This window comes from Shewanella sp. 6_MG-2023 (assembly GCF_030547195.1).
In the GTDB taxonomy this organism is placed as follows: Bacteria; Pseudomonadota; Gammaproteobacteria; order Enterobacterales; family Shewanellaceae; genus Shewanella.
Window position 1 is genome coordinate 193,753 of the sequence record NZ_JAUOQU010000002.1, and the last position, 19,816, is coordinate 213,568.

General features: G+C 40.9%; 17 protein-coding genes and 3 tRNA genes. 15 read left to right on the forward strand and 5 right to left on the reverse strand.

The annotated features are described in order from the left end of the window. Positions 1–106 precede the first annotated feature (106 nt). From Q4533_RS02065 to glnS, 5 genes are all read left to right on the forward strand, one after another. Entirely contained in the window at positions 107–385 is a 279-nt protein-coding gene (locus tag Q4533_RS02065) for a peptidylprolyl isomerase (RefSeq protein WP_076537011.1), read from the forward strand. A gap of 58 nt (positions 386–443) precedes the next feature. Next, positions 444–977, forward strand: coding sequence for a GNAT family N-acetyltransferase (locus tag Q4533_RS02070; protein WP_102476361.1), 534 nt, complete (start codon positions 444–446; stop codon positions 975–977). 223 nt (positions 978–1,200) lie between these two features. Beyond that, positions 1,201–1,440 (forward strand): FeoA family protein, encoded by a 240-nt coding sequence (locus tag Q4533_RS02075; RefSeq protein ID WP_076537007.1) that lies wholly within the window; start codon positions 1,201–1,203, stop codon positions 1,438–1,440. Beyond that, positions 1,433–3,727 (forward strand): Fe(2+) transporter permease subunit FeoB, encoded by a 2,295-nt coding sequence (gene feoB, locus Q4533_RS02080; RefSeq protein ID WP_303501652.1) that lies wholly within the window; start codon positions 1,433–1,435, stop codon positions 3,725–3,727. Before Q4533_RS02075 ends, feoB begins: the two co-directional genes overlap by 8 nt. Positions 3,728–3,881: 154 nt before the next feature. Further along, positions 3,882–5,552, forward strand: coding sequence for a glutamine--tRNA ligase (gene glnS, locus Q4533_RS02085; RefSeq protein ID WP_102440510.1), 1,671 nt, complete (start codon positions 3,882–3,884; stop codon positions 5,550–5,552). Positions 5,553–5,640: 88 nt separating this feature from the next. Here the strand turns inward: glnS and Q4533_RS02090 are convergent, their stop codons facing one another. Further along, complete coding sequence (locus Q4533_RS02090) at positions 5,641–6,699, reverse strand: glucosaminidase domain-containing protein (protein ID WP_303501655.1); 1,059 nt, start codon at positions 6,697–6,699, stop codon at positions 5,641–5,643. An 86-nt stretch (positions 6,700–6,785) separates the two neighbouring features. Beyond that, entirely contained in the window at positions 6,786–7,382 is a 597-nt protein-coding gene (locus tag Q4533_RS02095; protein ID WP_102440512.1) for a Yip1 family protein, read from the reverse strand. Between the two features lie 490 nt (positions 7,383–7,872). On the opposite strand from Q4533_RS02095, the gene miaE reads away from it, so the two are divergent. Continuing rightward, positions 7,873–8,634, forward strand: a complete 762-nt coding sequence (gene miaE, locus Q4533_RS02100) for a tRNA-(ms[2]io[6]A)-hydroxylase (RefSeq protein WP_303501657.1) — start codon at positions 7,873–7,875, stop codon at positions 8,632–8,634. A gap of 28 nt (positions 8,635–8,662) precedes the next feature. Here miaE and Q4533_RS02105 read toward each other — a convergent pair whose 3' ends face one another. Together Q4533_RS02105 and Q4533_RS02110 are read right to left on the reverse strand one after the other, a co-directional pair. Beyond that, positions 8,663–9,379, reverse strand: coding sequence for a UDP-2,3-diacylglucosamine diphosphatase (locus tag Q4533_RS02105; RefSeq protein ID WP_102476356.1), 717 nt, complete (start codon positions 9,377–9,379; stop codon positions 8,663–8,665). Between the two features lie 6 nt (positions 9,380–9,385). Further along, positions 9,386–9,880, reverse strand: coding sequence for a peptidylprolyl isomerase (locus Q4533_RS02110; RefSeq protein WP_102440514.1), 495 nt, complete (start codon positions 9,878–9,880; stop codon positions 9,386–9,388). A gap of 143 nt (positions 9,881–10,023) precedes the next feature. On the opposite strand from Q4533_RS02110, the gene cysS reads away from it, so the two are divergent. Further along, the gene (cysS, locus tag Q4533_RS02115; RefSeq protein WP_303411051.1) at positions 10,024–11,406 is read left to right on the forward strand and encodes a cysteine--tRNA ligase; all 1,383 of its coding nucleotides are present in this window, start codon (positions 10,024–10,026) and stop codon (positions 11,404–11,406) included. An 85-nt stretch (positions 11,407–11,491) separates the two neighbouring features. Here the strand turns inward: cysS and folD are convergent, their stop codons facing one another. Further along, on the reverse strand, positions 11,492–12,346 hold the full coding sequence (gene folD, locus Q4533_RS02120) for a bifunctional methylenetetrahydrofolate dehydrogenase/methenyltetrahydrofolate cyclohydrolase FolD (protein ID WP_102476354.1): 855 nt from the start codon (positions 12,344–12,346) through the stop codon (positions 11,492–11,494). A 251-nt stretch (positions 12,347–12,597) separates the two neighbouring features. Here folD and Q4533_RS02125 point away from each other — a divergent pair. From Q4533_RS02125 to Q4533_RS02160, 8 genes are all read left to right on the forward strand, one after another. After that, positions 12,598–12,674 (forward strand) — tRNA-Pro (locus Q4533_RS02125). A 111-nt stretch (positions 12,675–12,785) separates the two neighbouring features. Beyond that, positions 12,786–12,862 (forward strand) — tRNA-Arg (locus tag Q4533_RS02130). Between the two features lie 7 nt (positions 12,863–12,869). After that, a tRNA-His gene (locus Q4533_RS02135) sits at positions 12,870–12,945 on the forward strand. A gap of 285 nt (positions 12,946–13,230) precedes the next feature. Further along, the gene (gene tig, locus Q4533_RS02140; protein WP_102440517.1) at positions 13,231–14,535 is read left to right on the forward strand and encodes a trigger factor; all 1,305 of its coding nucleotides are present in this window, start codon (positions 13,231–13,233) and stop codon (positions 14,533–14,535) included. A gap of 90 nt (positions 14,536–14,625) precedes the next feature. Next, complete coding sequence (gene clpP, locus Q4533_RS02145; protein ID WP_076536986.1) at positions 14,626–15,237, forward strand: ATP-dependent Clp endopeptidase proteolytic subunit ClpP; 612 nt, start codon at positions 14,626–14,628, stop codon at positions 15,235–15,237. 126 nt (positions 15,238–15,363) lie between these two features. Next, positions 15,364–16,644, forward strand: coding sequence for an ATP-dependent protease ATP-binding subunit ClpX (gene clpX / locus Q4533_RS02150; protein WP_076536985.1), 1,281 nt, complete (start codon positions 15,364–15,366; stop codon positions 16,642–16,644). Positions 16,645–16,774: 130 nt separating this feature from the next. Then, positions 16,775–19,126 carry an endopeptidase La gene (gene lon, locus Q4533_RS02155; protein ID WP_102440518.1) on the forward strand — a complete coding sequence of 784 codons (2,352 nt, stop codon included), beginning with the start codon at positions 16,775–16,777 and terminating at the stop codon, positions 19,124–19,126. Between the two features lie 264 nt (positions 19,127–19,390). Continuing rightward, complete coding sequence (locus tag Q4533_RS02160; RefSeq protein ID WP_076536981.1) at positions 19,391–19,663, forward strand: HU family DNA-binding protein; 273 nt, start codon at positions 19,391–19,393, stop codon at positions 19,661–19,663. Positions 19,664–19,816: the final 153 nt, after the last annotated feature.

The window sequence follows — 19,816 nt, forward strand, 5'->3', positions numbered from 1 at the left end:
TAGTTTAGTAAATGTAATCTGAGTAACAAGGGAGCAATTTATGCTCCCTTTTATTTTTTATAAAAAAATGACTAATTAATGGCATCAACTGCCAAAGGAGCTATAAATGGTACAGGCAACAGCTAGGCATCTTCTTGTGAGTTCTGAAGAACAATGTGAAACGCTTAAGCAGCAAATCATAGCAGGTGCAGACTTCGCTGAAATTGCTAAAGCCCATTCATCATGTCCATCAGGTGCACAAGGTGGAGAACTTGGCTCTTTCGGTCCAGGTATGATGGTTCGTGAGTTTGATGAAGTCGTATTTAGCGCGCCTTTAAATGAAGTACAAGGCCCAGTTAAAACTCAATTTGGTTACCATTTATTAGAAGTAACCAGCAGAGGCTAAACGCCTTATGTTGATTAAGGCAGCTTAGGCTGCCTTTTTTATTGGAGGTCACCACTTAATGATTGCGTTATATACTGACAGATTAAAAATTAGAACCTTAATCAAGGAGGATTGGGACAGTTTTAACCGCCTGCATCAAAATCCTGATGTCATCCAATATATCTGTGAGCCAATGACTGAGTTAGCCATTAAACAGAAATTTAATTCAAGACTTGCACCGTGGGAGTTTGATTTAGGAGAGTGGTTAACGTTAGTGATTGAAGATATTCACACCGGTGCTTTTATTGGTTTTACAGGTTTTCATTGTGATGATGCCTTGCTAAGGCGCGCTGAGGTAGGTTATATCATAGCACCTGAGATGTCCGGTCAAGGTTACGCTACTGAAAGCTTAAACGCAGTTATTGATTGGGGGATCCATCAATTTGGGGTCCACAAGTATATTGGTATCTGTTCAACTAACAATCTCGCTTCAGCCAAGGTAATGACGGCTTGTGGTTTTATTAATGAAGGCTGCTTAAGACAAAATTATAAAATAGGCCCCGATTGGCATGATGAATTTACTTTTGGCCTACTTACTCAAGACACTCGTTAACATTTAAGTAAACAAACACCTCATATAAGCAGCCAATTTAGCCGTTATCAAAATATAATACTCAAAGCACTATTTTCTTTTGGGCTTTTATCACATAATTGACAATACAATTGAAAACCATTCTCGTTTGCACTCGTAAAACATGATCTAGGTAAAGGTTTTGCTTAGTTAGCTCATATAAAATTAGTGTAATTCATATTTATAATCCCAAGGTAACTGCTTTATGAAGCTTAGTGAACTCAATCCCGGCGATAGCGCTAAGATTGCAGAGGTTGGCCAACTCTCTTTACCTCAAACAGTAAAGCGTAAATTACTCTCTATGGGCATCACTCCTCATACGTCATTTAAAATGTTACGCAGAGCGCCGATGGGTTCAGGAGTTGAATTAGATTTACGTGGTAGCCGTTTATGTATGCGCCGTGATTTAGCGGATGTTATTGAGGTAGTAAAAACAAATGACTAAAGAATTTCATTGCGTCACCGTAGGCAACCCAAATGCAGGCAAGTCAACGCTGTTTAATGCATTAACGGGCTCTAATCAGCAGGTGGGTAATTGGTCTGGCGTAACGGTAGAAAAGAAAACCGGTTATTTCACTCTCGATAACACTGATATTCATTTAACTGATTTGCCGGGTATTTACGATCTATTACCTGCTGGTAATAGTTGTGATTGTTCTTTAGATGAACAAATCGCCCAACAATATTTAGCCGATCAAAGAATTGATGGCATTATCAACCTTGTAGACGCAACCAATATCGAACGCCATTTGTACCTGACTGTTCAATTAAGAGAACTCGGTATTCCAATGGTTGTGGTGTTGAATAAAATAGACGCGGCAAAAAAATTAGGTATTGCAGTCAATCTTGAAAAGATGGCTGCAGAGCTAGGTTGTCCTGTGATTGCCGTTTGTTCAAGAGAGTCAAATGATGTTAAGCAGGTGCAAGGCCAAGTCTTAAAGTTACTCAAAGGCGAAATTTCAGAGTCTGCTTTAATTCTTAATTATGATGAAAGTATTGAAGCGGGCGTACAAACCCTGCAACAACATGCAAGTGATTTAAGTCGCGGACGCGCACTAGCCATGTTAGGTAACGGCAATGGTTGCGGGCAGTGTAATAACACCAGTTTAAAAGACGTAGTTAATGATTGCACTAAAATTGCTGAACAATCAGGTACAGACGTTGAAGTACTTGTTGCGACTACGCGTTTTGACTTTGTTGAAAAAGTATTTAGCCATTCTGTCGAAGTGGGTGAGTTTGAAAGCACCAGTGACAAGCTCGATAAATTGATTTTACATCCAGCACTCGGTGTTCCGGTGTTTTTGTTAGTGATGTATTTAATGTTCATGTTCAGTATCAATGTTGGTAGCTCGTTTATTGACTTTTTTGATATTACAGCTGGGGCTATTTTTGTCGATCATTTAGGTGCATTGTTAACCACAATTGGTGCTCCAGTATGGTTAGTGACAATTATTGCTGGCGGTATAGGTCAGGGCATTCAAACCGTGGCCACCTTTATACCGGTTATTGCAGCACTATTTCTTGCTTTATCTGTACTTGAAGCATCGGGTTACATGTCTCGTGCTGCATTTGTCGTTGATGGATTAATGAGACGCATTGGTTTACCGGGCAAAGCGTTTGTACCAATGATTGTCGGTTTTGGTTGTTCTGTACCTGCCATTATGGCAACAAGGACACTGGGTAGTGAGCGTGAAAGAATCGTTACCGGCATGATGGCGCCCTTTATGTCATGTGGTGCACGTCTTCCCGTTTATGCTTTATTTGCCGCGGCGTTCTTTCCTGATTCAGGTCAAAACTTAGTATTTTTACTGTATATCATTGGTATTTTTGCTGCTATTGGTACCGGTTTATTACTTCGCAGCACAGTATTGCCAGGTTCAAGCAGCGCGGTAGTGATGGAACTGCCTAGTTATGAAATGCCAAAAGCGAAAGCGGTTTTCTCTCGCACAGTTAAACGTACTAAAAGTTTTATTTTAGGTGCCGGTAAAACCATTGTTATCGTGGTGACGCTACTGAATTTTGTCAATGCAATTGGTACCGATGGTAGTTTCGGCCATGAAGACAGTAACGAGTCAGTACTAAGTGTATTAAGCCAAAAAGTAACACCATTTTTCTCACCAATGGGTGTAGAGCAAGATAACTGGCCTGCAACAGTAGGTATTATCACTGGTATTTTTGCAAAAGAGGCGGTTGTTGGCACATTAAACAGCTTATATGCCACGCCAGCAGGCGAAGATGAAGAGTTAGCGAGTCTGTCTGAAAGTTTTTCTGAGGCATTAAGTACTATCCCTGAAAACTTATTGGGTATTGCCCCTGAAGATCCTTTATCAATTGATGTTGGAAATGTCGAAAATTTAGAAGAAGCCGCTGCAGAGCTTGAAGTTGATAGTTCAACATTCAGTGCACTGCAAGCTGGTTTCACAACCCAAATTGCAGCATTCTCATATTTGCTCTTCATCTTGCTATACACGCCTTGTGTTGCGGCAATGGGCGCATTAGTGAATGAGTTTGGTGCTAAGTGGGCTCGATTTGCTGCGCTATGGACCTTTGCATTAGCTTATGGCAGTGCAACGGTAGTATATCAAGGTGCCAACATTGCTAAGCATCCAGTGCAATCTATCGGGTGGATTTCATTCTTTTCTATTGCGCTAGTGGGCTTTTATTTCTGGCTTAAAAAGCAAGGTAAAAAGAGTCAACAGATTATCCCAGGAATTAAAATCATCACTGAATAAGAGATTTTGTGTTCAAATTAAAACCAGCATTTTACGAAATGCTGGTTTTTTGTTTTTTGAGGGTTATTTTTAGCAAACAGGCATTGTAACTCGCGTAAATCTGTAGGATCATCAAAGGTCATAAATTTCACCATCGTGCACCAAGAGGAACTCCATGAGCCAAGTGGACAACGAAGTACGTCCAAGTAACTTCATTCGTAATATTATTGATGAAGACTTAAAAAGTGGTAAACACACCAGTGTGCAAACCCGTTTTCCGCCAGAGCCAAATGGTTTTTTACACATTGGCCATGCAAAGTCTATTTGTTTAAATTTTGGCATAGCACAAGATTATCAAGGTCAATGTAACTTACGTTTTGATGATACTAACCCTGAAAAGGAAGACATCGATTATGTTCATTCTATTCAGGATGATGTACGTTGGTTAGGCTTTAAATGGTCAGGTGAAGTTCGTTATTCTTCGAATTACTTCGATCAATTACATCAATATGCGGTTGAGCTAATCTCAAAAGGTTTAGCTTATGTGTGCTTCTTAAATGCTGAAGAAACACGCGAGTACCGTGGCACATTAAAAGCACCTGGTAAAAATAGCCCTTACCGTGATACCTCAGTTGAAGAAAACTTGAACCTATTTGAAAAAATGCGTGCAGGTGAATTCAAAGAGGGTGAGTGTGCACTGCGGGCTAAAATCGATATGGCTTCACCATTCATGTGTATGCGTGATCCGGTTATTTACCGTATTCGTTTTGCTCACCATCATCAAACAGGCGATAAGTGGTGCATTTACCCAATGTACGACTTTACTCACTGTATTTCAGATGCGATTGAAAACATCACTCATTCGTTATGTACTTTAGAGTTCCAAGACAACCGTCGTTTGTATGATTGGGTCTTAGATCATTTAGATGATTTTAATCAACCAAACCGTACACGTCAGTATGAATTTTCAAGACTTAACCTTGAATACACCATGATGTCGAAACGTAAATTGAACGATTTAGTAACGCGTGAAATCGTGTCTGGTTGGGATGATCCTCGTATGCCAACTATCGCAGGTTTACGCCGTCGCGGTTATACTCCGGCGTCTATTCGTGAATTCTGCCAACGTATCGGTGTTACAAAGCAAGAAAACCTTATTGAAGGTGGCGTGCTTGATGCGTGTATTCGTGAAGAGCTCAACGAAAATGCACCTCGTGCCATGGCTGTGTTAAGACCGATTAAAGTGGTAATTGAAAACTACCCGTCGGATACACCTGAAATAATTAATGCCCCAATGCATCCGAATAAACCTGAAATGGGTACCCGCGAAATTGCATTTGGTAAAGAGTTATTCATCGATGCCGAAGACTTTAAAGAGTCTGCTAATAAGCATTTTAAGCGTTTAGTACTTGGTAAAGAAGTTCGTTTACGTAATGCTTATGTGATTAAAGCTGAACGTTTTGATCAAGATGAAGACGGTAATGTCACCACGGTTTATTGTACTTACGACAATGAAACATTGGGTAAGAACCCAAGTGATGGCCGCAAAGTTAAAGGTGTTATTCATTGGGTTGAAGCGACAACGGCCAAACCGGCTGAATTTCGTTTATACCACCGTTTATTTACTGAAGCGTCTCCAGCAGCTTTTGAAACCTTAGACGAAGTGTTAAGCGATGACTCTTTAACTGTGCTTAAGGGTGTCGCTGAAGCAAGCTTAGCCAATGCAGTGGCAGAAAAAGCGTACCAGTTTGAACGTGAAGGTTACTTCTGCGCTGATAACAAGGATTCATCAAAAGAGGCTTTAGTGTTTAACTTAACTGTGGCACTACGTGATTCTTTTGCTTAAAGTTTACCTGTAGCTTTTACTGGGGGTAGTTTATCCCTAAGTCAGTTAATAAAAATGCCAGAACAATATTGTTCTGGCATTTTTTTGGTTAATCATCAGTAGAACTGGCTTGGTTATTTGCGGAAATTAAGTGTATTGGCGCACCATCACTTAAATAGGCGGCGTCCACTTGATCAAGTTTGTTGTAACGGATCATCTGCTGGATACTATCAATATAGGCTTGGCCACGTTCGGAATATTTATCTAAAGTGGTGACTAATTTAAGGCCTGTTATCGGTTCTTTCTCATAACGTAATTGCTGTCTCATTTGTCTCAGTTTAAGGTAGGCTGCATGGGTATTGATATTTAGCATATAGCCCTCAACGGATGCTTGCGGAGTATTAAATCGTGCTAAACCGTAATTGCCTAACTCTGTTCTTTGCTTTTTAGGAGCCATGCCGTTGCCACTGAAATCCCACTGGCCAAAAAAGGCGTTACCTTCAACGGTAAATCGCGATGTCGCCCAGCCGCTTTCTTCAGCCGCTTGGGCTAGCACTAATGACGGCGGCATGATGTCTACGCGCTTAAGCAGTTGTTTTCGCAAATCTTGAGTTAATGGTGTTTGCTTATCGGGGATGACCTTGTATTTTGTTGCGATATCAATAAGCTTGTTATCGGTTAGCTCAGCCTGTTTCACCCATTTTCGCTCTAAAATAATATTTTCATTACTGAGTAATATTAATGGCGCCATTAATCTGAAAAAAACCATTTTCTTAACCTGTACAGGGATCTCATTTGAGGTTTTTTGCCAATTCTCACTCACGCTATCAAAGGTTAATCGAGGTACTTCCCTTACACCGGCATCCCAGCTTTGTTTGTTGTAATTTAACGAGTCGAATAATTCAATTAATTGATCGAGCGAGTTTAAAATAATCTCTGTTGAGGCCTTGGTTTGCGGTTTTTTAGTTGTGAGTTTGTTGTTTGCGGCATCTATATATTGATGATTAACATCTGGCTCAATTGTTGCTGTTGGAGATTTAGTCGCGTTTGTACCAGTAGTATCAGTCTCATTTTCTGTAGTGGATGACTTAACCCAGTAGTTGATGGCAAATAAACCCGCTAGAAGCAGCAATACAAAAAGGATTTTTTGATAGGTATTTTGGGTCATATATCACCTTAGTTCAAACTCACTTTATGGGCCGAGCCATAACAAAAAAGGCGCGAAAGCGCCTTTTAAATATAGTACAAAAACAGTTACTGCATCATAGGTCCTAAGCCTAAGCTCCATAATATAACGCTAGTGCCCATTAATCCGACCAATAGCACTAAACCTGCAGTAACGACTGAACTTGCGTAAATAAAGCCTTTTTCTTCAGGGATATTCATAATGATGGGGACACCAGCATAAAGTAGATATACTGAGTAGGCTAAGCCTGCAAGGCCCACTAACATCATAAACCATAACACAGGGTATAGCGCTGATATGCCAACCATAAATAATGGTGTAGCGGTATAGGCGGCTAACTCAAGTGCTTGAGTGAAGGTTGGTGCGGCATCAAAGGTTTTTGCCATCCAATAAGATAAATATGCCAGTGCAAATACGCCAGCAATGAGGCCAAAGTACATACCCACTGACATGAACATGGCGCTTTGTGGAGTGAGAAATAGTAGCTCGCCGTTAGCAGGATGCCAGCCTATATAAGCGGTTGCTACAAAACTGCACACAGCAGGAATTAAGGCGATAAGTAAGATATGACTAAGGCTGCTTTTAACTGCCTCGTGATTACGTTCAATTGTTTGCCACTCTTGTTTCGGATGAGTGTATAGCCCCATTAGGTGATTCAATATCATTGTTATTATCCTTGTTTAGCATTTCATACATAGCTCGCCAAACTTCAGACGAACTGATCATAGCCCCATATATCAATCGCCTTAATCAGTCCTACACATACTTAATGCACTCGTTACTAGTGAGCCGTTTAAGTAATAACTTCATCCCTATCGAAGCTTATCCATTAAAGGTGATTGAAATACAACTTAAGCAACTATTGTTACGCAGATGTATAGACTATTTATTGAACATTAGCGGCCATTCGTCAAGTGCTATTGTTGTTTTATCAGTATAAAAAGCTAATAAGCTCATCAGAAGTTGGCTCATGCAGTATTTTTCTCTTTAGATTGTCGATTTATATGTAAATATTCGACGTTAATGTAACTTAGTTGATGATTGTTAAATATCTATTTGCTGCTTAATGCAATCTTAGAATATGCAGATGGGTTGTCGTATCTGTTTCATTTTTTTAATACAATGGCGCCACATAAAATATTTAGTGGTACTTCAATGATGTATGAGCAGGGTTTACTTGAGCCGATTTACTCTTTTTTGAATTGTGAAACACCTGATAAGTGGATTGAAATGGCCAGCAAGCCTGAAAACTTATCCATCATTCTTCGTGATCATATGATTTGTGAGTTAAAAGCCGCCCAAAGCGCGATGTTTTTAATTAGGAAATACGCGGTGGATAAACCCAGTGCTGAGCAGTTATCCCAATGGATAAAGCCATACGAAGAGTTTGCCTATAAAAAGGTCGGCGATTTAGCCTCTCTTAAAGGAAAAAGTAACGTCAGCAAACAAATCACAGTGCGTGAAGGCTGTGTTTATGGTCAAGAGTTAGTTGATAAAATGGTATTGCTGATCAAAGAAGAATTACATCATTTCTATCAAGTAATGGAGTTGATGGAAAAAAAACAGGTACAGTATGAGCTAATAGAGGCCGGACGTTATGCCAAAGGCTTACTGAAACATGTTAAAACCTTCGAGCCAGATGCATTAGTCGATAAGTTAATTATAGGTGCACTAATTGAGGCCAGATCTTGTGAACGTTTTGCCAAACTTGCCCCGCATCTGGATGAAGAATTAAGTAAATTCTACGTATCGCTACTTCGCTCTGAAGCTCGTCACTACCAAGATTACCTGACGTTGGCCGAGTTAGTATCGGATAAAGATATTAGTGACAGAGTAAGGTTTTTGACCGAGGTTGAAGCTGAGCTTATTTTAACCCCAGATTCCGATTTTAAATTCCACAGTGGTTTACCCAATTAACACTATATCCTTGCGGTATTTGAAGTCCTCAAGTTAGCAAGGGCAGTTGTTTAAGATTGGCAGTGTATTGGTCGACAATCAGTATGCTGCCTTGCTCGTACCAGTCACCAACCACAATGCGCTGCTTGTTATCGGCTAATTGATGTATTGCCGGACGGTGGGTATGGCCATGGATCATTCTTTGGCAGTTGGTTTTTAGCAGTAGGCTGTCAACGGCTGATTGCTCAACATCCATAATGGTATAGCTTTTTTGTTGATTGCTTTTTTGACTTTTTTTGCGAATATCAGCAGCGATGTTCTGTCGCGTTGATTTAGGCAAGTTACGGTAAATCCATTTCACGAATGATGAATTTCTGAAGCTTCTAAATCTTTGATAAGCCTTATCGAGCGTGCAAAGGCTATCACCATGCAAGACTACTGTTTTTATCCCATACAAATCTAACTCGACAACTTCTGGAAGTATGATCATTCCAGCTTTACGAGCAAATGATTTGCCAATCATAAAATCTCGATTACCGTGGATAAAATAAATAGGGATGCTTGTGGCGACACGTTTTAGATGGGTGGCTATTTCGTCAGTAAAGGGCTCGGCAATATCATCACTGGTCCAGACTTCAAACAAGTCACCGATGATATAAATCGCTTCAACATCAGCAAGATCTGAGTTGAGGTAGCGAATAAAAGCTTGGCTAATATCTGGGCGGTCTGCACTTAAGTGCAAATCGCCCATAAAAACAGTCTGCATTAATGATTATTCAGCAATGCTTGCACTGTTAATGATAACAGCTTCTAGTGGTACGTCTTGATGCATGCCACGGTTACCTGTGCTAACAGTTTTGATTTTCTCTACAATATCAAAACCTTCAACAACTTCAGCGAATACACAATAGCCCCAGCCTTGAGATGTTTCGGCTTTAAAGTCTAAGAAAGTGTTGTCATTCACATTGATAAAAAACTGTGATGTTGCTGAATGCGGATCAGATGTACGCGCCATCGCTAAGGTACCGACTTTGTTTGATAAGCCGTTGTTCGCTTCATTTTTAACTGCAGCATGAGGGGTTTTCTGAACCATATCTTCAGTAAAGCCACCACCTTGTACCATGAAACCATCAATCACACGGTGAAAAATAGTACCGTCGTAGAAACCTTCTTTTACGTACTTAATGAAGCTTTCAACAGTTAAAGGTGCTTTTTCAGCATTTAAAGCGATTTTGATGTCGCCCATATTTGTGTGCAAAGTGATCATATTTAATTACCTAGATAAAAATTGTTGCGCGATTCTAACTTATCTTACGTGAGGCTTAAAGTGCAGTGTTCAAAACAGTGTTGCTCATGGTAGACTTTGTGGCAATTAAATTGAGTTTTATTAAGAGTAAAAGAGAACCATCGATGTTGAAAATTTACAATAGTATGAGTCGTGAAAAGCAAGAGTTTAAACCGATTAACCCTGGCAAGATTGACATGTATGTATGTGGGATCACCATATATGATTTATGTCACATTGGTCATGGTCGTACTTTTGTGTCTTTCGATATGATAGTTCGCTACTTACGTTATAGTGGCTATGCGGTGAACTACTTACGTAACATCACCGATGTCGACGATAAAATCATTAAACGCGCCGCTGAAAATAACGAAAGTTGTGACTCACTCACTGAGCGTTTGATTGGTGAGATGCACAATGATTTTGATTCATTAAATATGCTACGCCCAGATTTCGAACCAAGAGCGACCCTGCATATTGATGAGATCATCGACATGGTGCAGACACTCATCGCTAAAGAGCATGCTTATGTTGCTGACAATGGCGATGTGCTCTTTAGTGTGGCTTCATTTGCGGAATATGGCCGCTTATCAGGACAAAACCTTGAACAGCTTCAAGCTGGCGCGCGCGTTGAAGTGGAAGCTGCTAAACGTAATCCTATGGATTTTGTGTTGTGGAAAATGTCAAAACCTGGCGAACCAACGTGGGAGTCTCCATGGGGGCCTGGCCGTCCTGGCTGGCACATTGAATGTTCTGCAATGAATGGCAAACACTTAGGTGAAAACTTTGATATTCATGGCGGCGGTAGCGATTTACAGTTCCCACATCATGAAAACGAAATTGCGCAGTCTTGCTGTGCTCATGGCTCAAAGTATGTCAACTACTGGATGCATACTGGCATGGTGATGGTTGATAAAGAAAAAATGTCTAAATCACTGGGCAACTTCTTCACAATCAGAGATGTGTTAGAACATTACGATCCAGAAACAGTACGTTACTTCTTATTATCAGGTCACTATCGTAGCCAGCTAAATTATTCTGAAGATAATTTAAAGCAAGCTAAGTCGGCTTTAGAACGTATTTATACTTCGTTAAAAGGCTTAGATTTATCAGTTGCTCCAGCAGCTGCACCTGAGTATGTCGGTAAATTTAAACTGGCGATGGATGATGATTTTAATACACCAGAAGCCTACTCGGTTATCTTTGATATGGTACGTGAGATTAACCGTCTTAAATCAGTTGATATGGCGCAAGCCAGCGCCTTAGGTGTTAGCCTTAAGCAATTAACAGACGTGCTAGGCATTATCAGCAACGATGTTGATGTTTATTTCCAAGGCGAGGGCAGTGATGATGAAGTCGCTGAAATTGAGGCCTTGATCGTTGAACGTAATCGCGCCCGCGCTGAAAAAGATTGGCCTGCTGCAGATATCGCTAGAGATAGACTAAATGCCCTTGGGGTTATTCTGGAAGATGGCGAAAATGGTGTAACAACTTGGCGTAAAAAGTAACGTCTAAGTTTAATCCGCCATAAAAAAGCCTGCATTAGCAGGCTTTTTTAGTTAATACAATTATTAACTCTGATTAAACAAAGGTTTAGTCGTGGTAAGTCTCAGCAGCATATAAGGTATTTTCTAGTAAGCTGGCAATTGTCATCGGACCTACACCACCGGGTACTGGGGTAATGAATGCCGCTTTCTCAGCAGCAAGGTCAAATTCTACATCACCCACTAAGCGGCCATTGTCTAAGCGGTTAATGCCCACATCGATAACAATCGCACCAGGTTTAATCCAATCACCAGCAATAAAACCAGGTTTACCTACTGCAACAATCAACAAGTCAGCTTGGCGTACCTTTTGTTCAAGGTTTTTAGTAAAGCGATGACAGGTGGTCGTAGTACAGCCTGCAAGTAGTAGCTCCAATGTCATTGGTCTACCGACAATATTAGACGCGCCAACAATCGTTGCATCAAGACCATATGTATCTACACCCGTTGAATTGATCAAGGTCATAATGCCTTTTGGCGTACATGAACGCAGCACTGGGATGCGCTGAGCAAGTCGGCCGACATTATAAGGGTGGAAACCATCAACATCTTTATCAGGGCGAATTTGCTCAATGACTTTAGATTCTTCAATGTGTGCAGGTAATGGCAGTTGCACTAAAATGCCATCAATTTTAGGGTCATCATTGCATTGATCAATTAAGGCTAACAATTCTGCTTCAGTGGCCGTGGTCTCTAAATCATATGAATAAGATTGAAAGCCGACTTCTTCACACGCGCGGCGCTTACTTCCTACATAGACTTGTGACGCAGCATCTGCACCAACTAAGATGACCGCTAAGCCAGGAATTCTTTTACCTGCTTCTTTACGGGCAAGTACTTTTTCTTTTAAAGTGGTTCGAATAGATTGAGCGATCGCTTTGCCATCAATATTTTGGGCAGTCATGGGGGTATAGTTTCCTTTATGGCGCGATAATAAGACGAAATTAACGAAGCGTATTCTATCAGTCAGCTAAAGTCATGTCATGAATATTGCCTTAGTGATTTTTTAAAAACAGAATTTTTTGTTTGTTAAAACAGCAGCTGAACAAGTTTGTCAAAAAAATCGTTGACGATAGGAAAGTGACTCGTTAATATGCGCTCCGTTCTCACAGCGAAGGTGTTTAAAGAAAATAAACATTGTAGCATTGAACATCTCGGTGATTAGCGCAGCCCGGTAGCGCATCTCGTTTGGGACGAGAGGGTCAGAGGTTCGAATCCTCTATCACCGACCAAATTTATTTATTTGTAAAGCTTCGGTTTTATGAATAAGCTGTAAAAAGATAAGTTGTTAACCAAAGCAACTTATCACGCTAGTAGGATATACAGATTTATCTGTAAACCATGCGCCCGTAGCTCAGTTGGATAGAGCACCCGCCTTCTAAGCGGGTGGTCGCAGGTTCGAATCCTGCCGGGCGTACCAAATTATGGTGATTGTAGCTCAGTTGGTAGAGCCCCGGATTGTGATTCCGGTTGTCGTGGGTTCGAGCCCCATCAGTCACCCCAAATTTTGCATTGATAATGCACAGTTGTAGAAAAAGCGACCTAAGGTCGCTTTTTTTATGTCTAAAATCCCCATTTAACCGCGTTTTCAGACTCGACTCGGCAGTAAACGGTCGCTATAATGTCGCGTCTTGATAAATATCTAATACGGATTACTACGGGTAACAGCGCTTAAACGCTGCTGTATCACTACTTTTATTAGTAAACATTAATCATCAAGAAATGAATATTTAATAGTTGAGTTTTCGACTATTACAAAGGACGTCAGACATATTTCGAGGTAAAACAATGCAAGTTTCTGTTGAAACAACTCAAGGCCTAGAACGTCGCCTAACAATTTCTGTACCTGCTGAGCAAATTGAGAAATTAGTTAAAGACAATTTATTACGTGAAGCGAAGCGTGCAAAGATCTCTGGTTTCCGTCCAGGTAAAGTACCAGTATCAGTAATCAACCAACGTTACGGTAAAGCTATCCGTCAAGATGTGACCGGTGAAGTTATGCAACGCAACTTCATTGAAGCTATCATGGCTGAAAAACTAAACCCAGCTGGCGCACCAGTATTTGCTCCTAGTAAAGCAGAAGGCGAGAACTTCGAGTTCGTTGCTACTTTTGAAATCTACCCAGAAGTTGAATTAACTGGTTTAGATGCAATCGCTGTTGAACAACCACAAGCTGAAGTTAATGACGCTGACGTTGACACCATGATTGAAACGCTTCGCAAGCAACACGCTACTTTCGCTGTAGTTGAAACTGCTGCTGAAGAAGGCAACAAAGTTAAAATGAACTTTGTTGGTTCAGTTGAAGGTGAAGAATTTGAAGGTGGCAAAGCTGACGATTTCGAACTTGAGCTTGGTAGCAACCGTATGATCCCAGGTTTTGAAACTGGCATCATTGGTCATAAAGCCGGTGAAGAATTTGAAGTTGAAGTCACTTTCCCTGAAGATTACCACGCTGAAAACTTAAAAGGTAAAGCGGCTAATTTCGTTATTACTCTTACCGAAGTTCAAGCTGCAGAATTACCAGAAGTAAATGACGAGTTCGCTTCATTATTCGGTATTGCTGAAGGTGGCCTAGAAGCCCTTAAAGCTGAAATCCGTAAAAACATGACTCGTGAACTTGATCAAGCGCTTAAAGCGAATGTTAAAGAGCAAGTTATCGAAGGCTTATTAGCTGCTAACGACATCACTATCCCTAAAGCACTTGTAGACGGTGAAGTGAATGTTCTTCGTCAACAAGCTATGCAACGTTTTGGTGGTCAAGCTGAAAACATGCCTGAGCTTCCAGCTGATCTATTCACTGAGCAAGCTGAGCGTCGCGTTAAAGTTGGTCTATTATTAGGCGAAGTAATCAAAACGAATGAACTTCAAGCTGAAGATGAGCGCGTTCAAGGTTTAATCGCTTCAATGGCTTCTGCTTACGAAGATCCAACTGAAGTTGTTGAATACTACAATGGCAACAAAGAGCTTATGCAGAACATGCGTAACGTAGCTCTTGAAGAGCAAGCTGTTGAAGTGCTATTAAAATCAGCAAAAGTAACTCTAAAAGAAGTTGCTTTTGAAGAATTTATGAACAAGGCAACAGGTAAAGCGTAACCTTCGCTTGACTTGATTGGCGGTTCGCCATTTATAATGGCTCGTATGAGGTTCTCATACGAGCCATTTTTATTTTAGGGAAAGTATAAAATGCATAAAGCGCCAGAATCTGTACTCAATGCTCTCGTACCTATGGTTGTTGAACAAACAGCAAAAGGTGAGCGTTCATATGATATTTACTCTCGTTTATTAAAAGAGCGTGTAATTTTCTTGGTTGGCCAGGTTGAAGAACACATGGCTAATTTGATCGTGGCGCAATTATTGTTCCTAGAATCAGAAAGCCCAGACAAAGATATTTCAATTTACATTAACTCGCCAGGAGGCTCAGTAACAGCCGGCATGGCGATTTATGACACCATGCAGTTTATCAAGCCAAATGTCAGTACAGTATGTATTGGTCAAGCAGCAAGCATGGGCGCTTTTTTACTTGCTGGTGGCGCAAAAGGCAAACGTCATTGTTTACCTAATTCTCGCGTGATGATCCACCAACCATTAGGCGGTTTCCAAGGTCAGGCTTCAGATATTGCAATTCATGCTCAAGAAATTCTTGGCATTAAGAACAAATTGAACCAAATGTTGGCGGAACATACCGGTCAACCAATGGAAATCATTGAACGTGATACTGACCGTGATAACTTCATGAGTGCTCAAGAAGCAGCCGATTATGGTTTAGTTGATTCAGTTTTTGAAAAGCGTAGCTGATCTTTACGCCTGAGTGCGCTATTCTTTGAAGAATAGAGTATTAAAATATAAGACTGTGTTTGTGCATTTAAACAGTACAGATGGTTTTCTACAGACAGTGTCTAGGCTGTAACAGAGGTAGAGTTAATGGGCGATAACAAAAATTCCGGTGACAGCGGTAAGCTGCTGTACTGCTCTTTTTGCGGGAAAAGCCAACATGAAGTTAGAAAGCTAATTGCTGGACCTTCAGTATATGTTTGTGACGAATGTGTCGAGTTATGTAATGACATAATTCGTGAAGAGATAAAAGAAATTTCGCCTAAACGCGATCAAGACCAATTACCAACGCCACACGAATTACGTAATCACCTCGATGATTACGTCATTGGTCAGAATCAGGCAAAAAAGGTGCTATCGGTAGCGGTTTATAATCACTATAAGCGCTTACGTAATGGTACGCCGATTGAAGGTGTTGAGCTTGGTAAAAGTAATATCTTACTTATTGGGCCTACAGGTAGTGGTAAAACATTACTGGCTGAAACCTTAGCGCGTTCACTTGATGTGCCGTTTACTATGGCTGATGCAACCACATTAACTGAAGCAGGTTATGTGGGTGAAGACGTTGAAAACATTATTCAGAAACTTCTGCAAAAATGTGATTACGACGTTGAAAAAGCGGAACGTGGTATTGTTTACATCGATGAAATCGACAAGATTAGTCGTAAATCTGACAATCCTTCTATAACTCGTGATGTATCGGGTGAAGGTGTTCAGCAGGCGTTACTAAAACTAATTGAAGGTACTGTTGCTTCTGTGCCACCTCAAGGTGGTCGTAAGCATCCACAACAAGAGTTTTTGCAAGTTGATACTTCAAAGATCTTATTTATTTGTGGTGGTGCGTTTGCTGGGCTTGAAAAAGTTATTGAGCAACGTGGCTTAACAGGTACTGGTATCGGTTTTGGCGCTGAAGTTAAAGGTGATGCAGATAAAGCGACTATCTCGCAAACATTAGGTAAGGTTGAACCAGAAGATTTAATTAAATTTGGTTTGATCCCTGAGTTTATCGGTCGTTTACCTGTTGTTGCGACGCTAACTGAATTAGATGAATCTGCATTGGTTCAAATCTTATCTCAACCTAAAAATGCACTTACTAAGCAATATGGTGCCTTATTTGAGATGGAAGATGTTGAGTTAGAGTTCCGCGAAGATGCGCTTAAAGCCATTGCTCATAAAGCAATGACCCGTAAAACCGGTGCTCGTGGACTTCGTTCAATTATCGAAGATATTTTACTCGATACCATGTATGACATCCCTTCAGTGGAAGGCGTGATTAAGGCCGTTGTTGATGAGTCTGTAGTAAAAGGCGAATCCGCACCAATCCTAATTTACGAAAATGCCGAAAGCCAAGTTGCTGGTGGTGAACAATAAATAGACGATTTAGTCTTTTATTAAAAATAAGGAGTCCATTGGGCTCCTTTTTTCGTATTAACCATTGAAAGTTTGAGAAACATCCCAATATACTGACTTATAAAATCCATTCATCAAACGGAATCGAACTATGACCCAAGAGCGTGAAGCGCATATCGAACTCCCCGTGCTGCCACTGCGAGATGTAGTGGTTTATCCCCATATGGTAATTCCGTTGTTCGTCGGACGAGAGAAATCTATTCGTTGTCTCGAATCGGCAATGGAACAAGACAAGCAAATTTTATTGGTCGCACAGCGAGAAGCTGATTTAGACGAGCCAACAAAAGAAGATATTTTCGACGTCGGTACCGTAGCCTCAATTTTGCAGTTATTAAAACTACCTGACGGGACCGTTAAAGTCTTAGTTGAAGGTGGTCAGCGTGCAAAAGTAACCGCTTACACCCAAGAAGATGAATTCTTTGTCGCGACAGCTGAATACTTAGCTTCTGAAGACTTAGCTGACAAAGAAGAAGAAGTCTTAGTCCGCAGTGCAATCAGTCAATTTGAAGGTTACATCAAGCTTAACAAGAAAATACCGCCTGAAGTGCTCACTTCATTAACCGGTATTGAAGAAGCAGCGCGCCTTGCTGACACCATGGCGGCGCATATGCCACTTAAGCTAGAAGACAAACAGTCTGTGCTTGAGATGATTAATGTTGGTGAGCGCCTTGAATACTTAATGGCGATGATGGAAGGCGAGATTGACTTATTACAAGTTGAAAAACGCATCCGTGGCCGCGTTAAGAAACAAATGGAAAAGAGTCAACGCGAATACTATTTGAATGAGCAAATGAAAGCCATTCAAAAAGAATTAGGCGATCTTGATGAAGGCCAAGATGAGTTTGAAGTATTAGCTCGGAAGATCACTGAGGCTAAAATGCCAGCAGAAGCCAAAGAAAAAGCCGAAGCTGAGTTAAACAAACTGAAGATGATGTCTCCAATGTCTGCAGAAGCGACTGTTGTCAGAAGCTATGTCGATTGGATGACCTCGGTACCTTGGAGTCAGCGTTCTAAAATTAAGCGTGATTTATCAAAAGCTGAAGCCATTCTTGATACCGATCACCATGGGCTTGAGAAGGTTAAAGAGCGCATTTTAGAGTATCTTGCGGTACAAAGCCGTGTTAAACAGCTTAAAGGGCCAATTCTTTGTCTAGTGGGCCCACCAGGTGTCGGTAAAACGTCACTCGGTCAGTCAATTGCAAAGGCGACAGGTCGTAAGTATGTGCGTGTTGCATTAGGTGGTGTGCGTGATGAAGCCGAGATCCGTGGTCATCGTCGTACTTATATTGGTTCTATGCCAGGTAAAGTCATTCAAAAAATGGCTAAAGTGGGCGTTAAAAACCCATTATTCCTATTAGATGAAATTGATAAAATGAGTTCTGATATGCGCGGCGATCCATCGTCAGCATTATTAGAAGTATTAGATCCTGAACAAAACTCAGCATTTAACGATCATTACCTTGAAGTGGATTACGACTTATCAGACGTAATGTTTGTCGCTACCTCAAACTCAATGGATATCCCTGGACCATTACTTGACCGTATGGAAGTGATCCGTTTATCGGGTTACACCGAAGATGAAAAGCTTAATATTGCTAAGAAGCATTTATTAACCAAACAGATTGAGCGTAATGGCTTAAAAGCGAGTGAGATAACCATAGAAGACAGTGCCATTATTGGCATGATCCGTTATTACACCCGTGAAGCTGGCGTGCGTTCATTAGAGCGTGAGCTGTCTAAAGTTTGTCGTAAAGTCGTAAAAATGATTTTGCTTGATAAGTCAGTGAAAACCGTTGTTGTGGATCAAGATAACCTGAAGTCTTTCTTAGGTGTGCAGCGCTTTGATTACGGTAAAGCTGAATCTAACAATCAAATTGGTCAAGTTACTGGCCTTGCATGGACTCAAGTTGGTGGTGATTTACTGACCATTGAAGCCACTTCGGTGCCAGGTAAAGGCAAACTTGCTTATACCGGTTCGCTAGGTGACGTGATGCAAGAGTCAATTCAAGCTGCAATGACCGTTGTTAGAGGCCGCGCAGAGCAGTTGGGGATCAATAACGACTTTTATGAAAAGCGTGATATCCATGTTCATGTACCAGAAGGTGCAACGCCAAAAGATGGTCCTTCAGCAGGTGCGGCAATGTGTACTGCTTTAGTATCAAGTTTAACCGGCAACCCGGTTAAAAGTGACGTAGCGATGACGGGTGAAATTACCCTTCGTGGTGAAGTGTTACCAATTGGTGGCCTGAAAGAGAAACTGCTTGCGGCGCATCGCGGTGGGATAAAAGTTGTGCTTATTCCTAAAGAAAATGAGCGTGATTTAGAAGAAATTCCAGCAAATGTGATTGCTGATTTAAAGATCCACCCTGTAAGGTGGGTCGAGGAAGTCCTTGAATTGGCCTTAGAAAGACCTGTTAAAGGCTTCGAAGTGGTCAAAAAATAACTAATCAGTAAGAAAACTTGCTAGTAACCCAAAAAAAATGAAAAAAGGGGCTTAACAAACACGAAAGCTGTGGTAGCCTAGATAAGTGGAGAGTCAGTTAGCACCAAACCCTTGGCGCATCTGACTTTGAGCTGTATCCAAGTACATTTTTTTTGGTTTTCCAACTAAGTTTGGTGTGGTATCAAACTTACGATAAAAAGCCTCCGTAGACCGTTCCAAAGACGGATTTGGTTGCGGCGCAAAAATAACATTCAAGGGGATGACATGAACAAATCTGAACTAATCGAGAAAATCGCTTCTGGTGCTGACATTTCTAAAGCAGGCGCTGGCCGTGCACTAGATTCTTTTATTGCTGCTGTTACTGAAGCGCTTAAAGAAGGCGATAAGATTTCTCTAGTTGGTTTTGGTACTTTTGAAGTACGTCAACGTGCAGAACGTACTGGCCGTAACCCACAAACGGGTGCAGAAATCAAAATTGCAGCAGCAAACATTCCTGCCTTCAAAGCTGGTAAAGCACTAAAAGACGCTGTTAACTAAATAGTTGGTATCGTTGCCTTTTGTAAGGCATTTGTAGAAAGCACTGTTTTAACAGTGCTTTTTGCGAAATAAAGTATCAGAATTAACTTTGTTTTTTTGATATTAGGAGAGATAAGGCATACCTCGGTAGCGTCTGAATACTCCGTCTAAATT